Origin of the sequence: Simplicispira sp. (assembly GCF_028687295.1) — a bacterium.
GTDB lineage: Bacteria > Pseudomonadota > Gammaproteobacteria > Burkholderiales > Burkholderiaceae_C > Simplicispira > Simplicispira metamorpha.
Genome location: NZ_JAQUAL010000054.1, coordinates 1 through 5,993, shown reverse-complemented (window position 1 = coordinate 5,993; position 5,993 = coordinate 1). Strand labels below are relative to the sequence as shown.

Annotated in this window: 6 protein-coding genes; 3 read left to right on the top strand and 3 right to left on the bottom strand. The window is 68.2% G+C overall.

Annotation, left to right across the window (positions count from 1 at the left end):
• Both PHX69_RS07995 and PHX69_RS07990 read right to left on the bottom strand, forming a co-directional pair.
• Positions 1 to 1,346 (bottom strand): DUF3108 domain-containing protein (locus PHX69_RS07995; protein WP_288043218.1); only part of this gene is annotated, 1,346 nt, incomplete at its 3' end.
• On the bottom strand, positions 1,343 to 2,125 hold the full coding sequence (locus PHX69_RS07990) for an IclR family transcriptional regulator (protein WP_119013416.1): 783 nt from the start codon (positions 2,123 to 2,125) through the stop codon (positions 1,343 to 1,345). The genes PHX69_RS07995 and PHX69_RS07990, both read right to left, overlap by 4 nt.
• 103 nt (positions 2,126 to 2,228) lie before the next feature.
• Here PHX69_RS07990 and PHX69_RS07985 point away from each other — a divergent pair, with 103 nt between their 5' ends.
• The 3 genes from PHX69_RS07985 to PHX69_RS07975 all read left to right on the top strand — a co-directional run bounded on the left by PHX69_RS07985 (position 2,229) and on the right by PHX69_RS07975 (position 5,661).
• Positions 2,229 to 3,251: a fumarylacetoacetate hydrolase family protein gene (locus PHX69_RS07985; RefSeq protein ID WP_119013415.1), complete on the top strand. Its 1,023-nt coding sequence runs from the start codon at positions 2,229 to 2,231 to the stop codon at positions 3,249 to 3,251.
• A gap of 67 nt (positions 3,252 to 3,318) precedes the next feature.
• Positions 3,319 to 4,296, top strand: a complete 978-nt coding sequence (locus PHX69_RS07980; protein WP_119013414.1) for a Bug family tripartite tricarboxylate transporter substrate binding protein — start codon at positions 3,319 to 3,321, stop codon at positions 4,294 to 4,296.
• 201 nt (positions 4,297 to 4,497) lie between these two features.
• Positions 4,498 to 5,661 (top strand): iron-containing alcohol dehydrogenase, encoded by a 1,164-nt coding sequence (locus PHX69_RS07975; protein ID WP_288043217.1) that lies wholly within the window; start codon positions 4,498 to 4,500, stop codon positions 5,659 to 5,661.
• Positions 5,662 to 5,732: 71 nt separating this feature from the next.
• Here PHX69_RS07975 and PHX69_RS07970 read toward each other — a convergent pair.
• A partial coding sequence (locus PHX69_RS07970) for a molybdopterin dinucleotide binding domain-containing protein (RefSeq protein ID WP_288043216.1) occupies positions 5,733 to 5,993 on the bottom strand: 261 nt, incomplete at its 5' end.

Here is a 5,993-nt window from a genome sequence, read left to right as displayed (position 1 = left end):
GCGGGCAGGTAGCCCAGGCTGGGGGCCAGCCACAGCTCGGCTTTCTGGTCGTAGTCGTGGTCGCGCCGGGGCAGGCGTTGCAGCTTGAGGGCGCGCACCTCGCCCACGGGCAGGTGCAGCGTCTCTTCAGCGCCCACGGTGAACGACCAGATATCGGCGCTGCTGGCGCCCACGGTGGCCAGGCTGATGCGCGTGCCCTTCGGGTAGCGCTCGGGGGCGCCTGCCAGCAGGGCGCCCAGCTGCACAAAGATGCTCAGGCGGTCTTGCGTGCCCGCCACCAGCGGCGCCTCGGGGTTGTTGGCACTGAAGGTGACGCGGCCCCGCTCGTAGTCGAAATGCGCGGCCTTTTCGCTGCGCGAGCGGTCGCCAAAGCGCTGGGGCAGCAGGCCCCGGGGGGTGATGTCGCCGGTGCTGGTCTGGGTGCGGCCACCCAGAAACAGCACTTTGAGTTCCTGGCGGGCCTGGTAGTGCTGGCCATCGTGCTGCCACAGCAGCTCGGCACTGGCGCTGTAGTTGAATTTTTTGATCTGCCCGACCACATCAAACGCCAGCCGCGTGGACACGGGCAGGCGCACGGGGGGAGGCGTGCTGGATGCCAGGCTGCTGGTGGCGCCGGGTGGGGTGATCTCCAACGCACCTGCGGGGGCCTGCGGCTGCGCCGGGGGCTTGGGTGCGGCCTGGGTGCTGGCCCGCGCCAGCAGCGTGGGGGTGGCGGGGTCAGAGCTGGCGGGCAGGGCGGTGTCCTGCGGCACGGGTGCTGTGCCGGTGGCGGGGGGCGGGGCGTCTGCGTGGCCGACCGGGGCGGCTGGCGCTGCGGCGCTGGTGTGGGCCTGGGCAGGGTCTGCGGCGCCTTCGGTGGCATCGCTGACCAGGGCGGCCGGATCGCCGATGCTGGCAGTGTCTATGGGCGCGCTGGCGGTGAACAGTGCGCTGCTGCCTGTTGTGCTGGTGTCGCTGCCGTCGTGGCTGCTGCCAGGGCTGTCATCGCCGCCGCTGCCGGGCGTGGCGTGGGGAGATGCGGTGGCGGATTCGGCGGTCGGTTCGGGCACTGCTGCCGGGGCAGGCTTGGCGGCAGCTGCCTTGGCCGGTGCTTTCTGGCGTGCCGGTGGGGGGGCGGGCGCTGCGGCTGGCGCTGGCGCAGGCTCTGCCGCCGCAGCCGACGGCGGCGGTGGCGGCGGCGCGCTCAGCATGCGCGTGTTCAGGGTGACGGCCACCGGGGCCGGGGACTGGGGCGGTGTGCCGTGCAGCGGCACGCCCACCAGCACCCAGCCGTGGATGGCCAGCACCGCTGCGGTGAGGGGCCACAGCACGCGCGCGGGCACTGCTGCCAGGCCGCTGCTGCTCATGTGCTGCCAAAGCCCAGATCGTGCGACAGGCGGGCGGCGGCGGCGCGCAGCGGCACGTCGATGGCACCGCCCCAATCGGGATCCAAGGTGGCACTGGCGCCCAGCGTGGTAATGCCCAGCACCAGGTGGCCGCTGGCATCGAACACCGGGGCGCAGAAGGCCACGATGCTGGGCAGCAGGGTATCGACCACCCGGGCCGCGCCGCGTGCGCGCACCTCTTGCACCAGCGCCTGCACGGCGGCCTCGCTGGTGGGCACGTCGGTGCGGGGCATTTTTTCTGCCTGTGCGATCTCGCGTTGCAGCAGCGCTGCCGTCATTTCGGGCGGCAGGTAGGCCGTAAAGCAGCGGCCCGTGGCCGAGCTCAGCAGCGGCATCACATCGCCCAGGCGCAGCGTGGCCGTGACCGCCTGGGGCGATGGCTCCCAGTGGACGATGGTCGGGCCGTGGTTGCCCCACACCGCCAGGGCCAGCGTGTGGCCGATCTCTTCCATCAGCGCGGGCAGGCGCTCGCGCGCCAGGCGCACGCCGTCAATGCGCGACAGTGCCGACAACCCCAGCCGCAGCGCCGCCGGGCCCAGGTCGTAGCGCGCCGTGCGGCTGTCCTGCACCACCAGCCCCAGGCGCTGGAAACTCACCAGATAGCGGTGCGCCTTGGCCGCGCTCATGCCCGCACAGGCCGCCAAATCCTTGAGCATCAGCGGCCCGCTGGACTGCGTGAGGCCCTCCAGCAGCGCAAAACCCACTTCCACCGACTGTATGCCGGCGCGTTCTTTGTCCATATGCACTAAAATTTCGCAGTTTTGTTTAGTTAAATCAATTTCTCTAATCGTAATTTTTGCTAGAGGCGGCAAATTTTGGCCCTCCAAAAATGCGGCAACTCCCATGAAATTAGCGACTTATAAAGACGGCTCGCGCGATGGCCAACTGCTGGTGGTCTCGCGCGATTTGGGCTCGGCACATTATGCGACCGGCATTGCCCACCGCTTGCAGCAGGTGCTGGACGACTGGGACTACCTGGCGCCCCCGCTGCAAGACCTGTATGCGCAGCTCAACGCGGGCCGGGCGCCGCATGCCTTTCGTTTTGATCCGCAGCAGTGCATGGCGCCGCTGCCCCGGGCGTACCAGTGGGTGGATGGGTCGGCTTACCTCAACCATGTGGAGTTGGTGCGCAAGGCGCGCAACGCCACCGTGCCCGCCAGCTTCTACACCGACCCCCTGATGTACCAGGGCGCCAGCGACGATTTTCTGGGCCCCTGCGACGATGTGGTCGTGCCCAGCGAGGCCATGGGCATCGACTTCGAGGCAGAAATCGCCGTGGTCACCACCGACGTGCCCCTGGGCGCCACGCCCGAGCGGGCACTGCGCGCCATCCGGCTGGTGATGCTGGCCAACGACGTATCGCTGCGCAACCTCATCCCGGCAGAGCTGGCCAAGGGCTTTGGCTTTTTCCAGAGCAAACCGGCCACCGCCTTCAGCCCCGTGGCCGTGACGCTGGAGGAGCTGGGCGACGCCTGGAGCCAGGGCCGCGTCCACCTGACGCTGCAATCTACCTGGAATGGCCGCAAAGTCGGCATGTGCGAGGCCGGGCCCGAGATGGCCTTCCACTTTGGCCAGCTCATCGCGCACGTGGCCGCCACGCGCAACGTGCGCGCTGGCACCATCGTGGGCAGCGGCACCGTCAGCAACCAGGGCGTGCAAGACGCCAGTGGCCGCACCGACTGGCCCAAGGGCTACAGCTGCATTGCCGAAAAGCGCTGCATCGAAACCCTGCAAAACGGCCAGCCCAGCACCGAATTCATGCGCTACGGCGACACCATCCGTATCGAGATGAAAGGCAAAGACGGCCACAGCATCTTCGGTGCCATCGACCAGGCCATTGCGCCGCCGTCGGATTCTTCAGTGTAAAAAGGCCCTGGCGCCCGCCGGATAAGCGCCAGCAGCTATTAATTTCATAGTAAAAGGAGCCCCCGCCATGCAACGCAGAACCCTCTTGTCCGCCCTGGCCGCCGCCGGTGCCAGCACCGCCGCCCCCTGGGCCAGCGCCCAGGCCGACTACCCCAACCAGCTCATCCGCTGGGTGGTGCCCTACCCGGCAGGCGGCGGCACCGACGTGCTGGCGCGCACCGTGGCCGAGGCCATGCGCCAGACGCTGGGCCAGCAAATCGTGGTGGACAACCGCCCCGGCGCGTCCACCAACATCGGTGGCCAGGCCGTGGCCACCGCCAAGGCCGACGGCTACACCATCATGTCGGCCGACAACGCCATCCTGGCCTACAACGAGCACCTGTTCAGCAAGCTGCCCTTCAGCCCGCAGAACGATTTCACCTACGTGGGCGGCATCAGCCGCTTTCCGCTGGCGCTGGTCGTGCACCCGTCGTTCGAGGCCAAGACCATGAAGGAGTTTCTGGCCTACGTGCGTGCCAACCCCGGCAAGGTCAACTACGCCTCGCCGGGCAACGGCTCGCCGCACCACCTGGCCATGGAGATGTTCAAGAACCGCACCAAAACCTTCCTCACGCACATCCCCTACCGCGGTGCTGCCCCGGCCATGGCCGACGTGATGGGTGGCCAGGTGCCGTGCATGTTCCTGGATTTGGCCTCGGGCCTGTCGGTGATCCAGTCGGGCAAGGTGCGCGCGCTGGCCATTGGCTCGGCCAAGCGCATCGCCACGCTGCCCGATGTGCCCACGCTGGGCGAAGTGGGCGTGGCCGATACCGAAGTGTTCGCCTTCCAGGGCATTCTGGGCCCCAAGGGCCTGCCCGCCAACGTCACCCAGCGCCTCAACGCTGACCTGAACAAAGCACTGGCCAGCCCCGCCGTGGTCAAGCGCATGCAAGACTTCGGCATGGAAGCCCTGCCCGGCACCCCCGAGCAGTTCCGCGCCCTGGCCCGCGCCGAAGCCAAGCGCTGGGGCGAGGTCATCAAGGCGGCAGGCGTCAAGCTCGACTGATGCTGCCGTGCCCGCCCCATGGGGCGGGCCACTGTTTTGGAGAGCCAAAAGAGCTGCCAGCGCTGACAGGATCAGCGCTGGCAGCTCTTTTTTGTGAGCGTTTACCGCACAGACGCTCTCCAGGGCATGGCGGCGCGCCCCTGCACGAGCGCGCCGCTGCGTTTACGCTGTACGGCTTTGCCAACCCCGGAGCTTGTCCCCATGCTGAACTTTGACTACCACAACCCCACCCGCATCGCTTTTGGCCAGGGGCGCATTGCCGATCTGGCCACGCTGGTGCCTGCGCAGGCCAAGGTGCTGATTCTGGTGGGCGGCGCCAGCGCCGAAAAAACCGGCACGCTGGCCGAGGTGCGCACCGCCCTGGGCGCACGCACGCACGCCACTTTCAGCGGCATTGAGCCCAACCCCAGCTACGAGACGGCCATGCAGGCCGTGGCGCAGATCCGCCGCGAAGGCTTTGACTTTTTGCTCGCCGTGGGCGGCGGCTCGGTGATTGATGCGGTCAAGTTCATTGCCGCTGCCGTGCCCTTTGCCGACGGCGATCCCTGGACGATTCTGGAAAAGCACGGGCGCAACGTGGCCAGCGCGCTGCCGTTTGGCACGGTGCTGACGCTGCCCGCCACGGGCTCGGAGATGAACAACGGCGCCGTCATCACCCACCGCGCCAAGGCGGCCAAGCTGGCTTTCAGCAGCGCGCACTGCTTTCCGGTGTTCTCGGTGCTCGACCCCACCAAAACCTACACCCTGCCGCCGCAGCAGCTGGCCAATGGCGTGGTCGATGCGTTTGTCCACACGGTGGAGCAGTACCTGACCTACCCGGTCAACGCGCTGGTGCAAGACCGCTTTGCCGAGGGCTTGCTGCACACGCTGATCGAGGTCGGCCCGCGCCTGCTGGCCGCGCCCGAGCCGGTGTACGACGACCGCGCCAACCTGGTGTGGGCTGCGACCACGGCGCTCAATGGTTTTGTCGGCGCCGGGGTGCCGCAAGACTGGGCCACGCACATGATTGGCCATGAGCTGACGGCCACCTTCCACATCGACCACGCCCGCACCCTGGCCGTGGTGCTGCCCGCATTGCTCAACGAGCGCCGCGCCGCCAAGCGCGAGAAGCTGCTGCAATACGGCCAGCGCATCTGGGGCATCAGCAGCGGCACCGAGGACGAGCGCATCGACGCCGCCATCGAGCGCACGCGTGATTTCTTCGAGCGCATGGGCATTGCCACGCGCCTGTCGGCCTACGGTGTGGGTGCCGACGCCATCGACGGCCTGGTGGCGCAGTTGCAGGCCCACGGCATGACGCGCCTGGGCGAGCAGCGCGAGATCACGCCCGAGGTGAGCCGCCGGATTTTGCAGGCGGCGCTGTAAGCCGCTGCCGGGAGCACCTGTTTTTAAGAGAAAACAGGATCCAGGCCCCGCGCAATAAGCGCAAGCAGCTATCAATCCAGGAGTGATTGCGGCGCGTTGCTGGCGTTTTCCACCTGCACCAGGCAGTCGTAAAAGGTGGGGGCGGCGCCCAGGTCGGTCAGGGCCTGGCTGGTCAGCTCGTTGACGTTGGTGCCGTTCAGGCCCAGCTTGCGCCACCACACGCCCAGGCCCACCACCACGCCGGGCCGGGCGCGTGCGTTGACGGCGGCGTGGCACAGGTAGCTGCCCCGGTCGTTGAACACGCGCACCACGGCGCCGTCGGCAATGCCGCG

Coding starts and splice junctions, on each gene's coding strand:
- PHX69_RS07980 (WP_119013414.1), top strand. CDS start 3,319: ATGCAACGCAGAACCCTCTTGTCCGCCCTGGCCGCCGCCGGTGCCAGC.
- PHX69_RS07985 (WP_119013415.1), top strand. CDS start 2,229: ATGAAATTAGCGACTTATAAAGACGGCTCGCGCGATGGCCAACTGCTG.
- PHX69_RS07990 (WP_119013416.1), bottom strand. CDS start 2,125: ATGGACAAAGAACGCGCCGGCATACAGTCGGTGGAAGTGGGTTTTGCG.
- PHX69_RS07975 (WP_288043217.1), top strand. CDS start 4,498: ATGCTGAACTTTGACTACCACAACCCCACCCGCATCGCTTTTGGCCAG.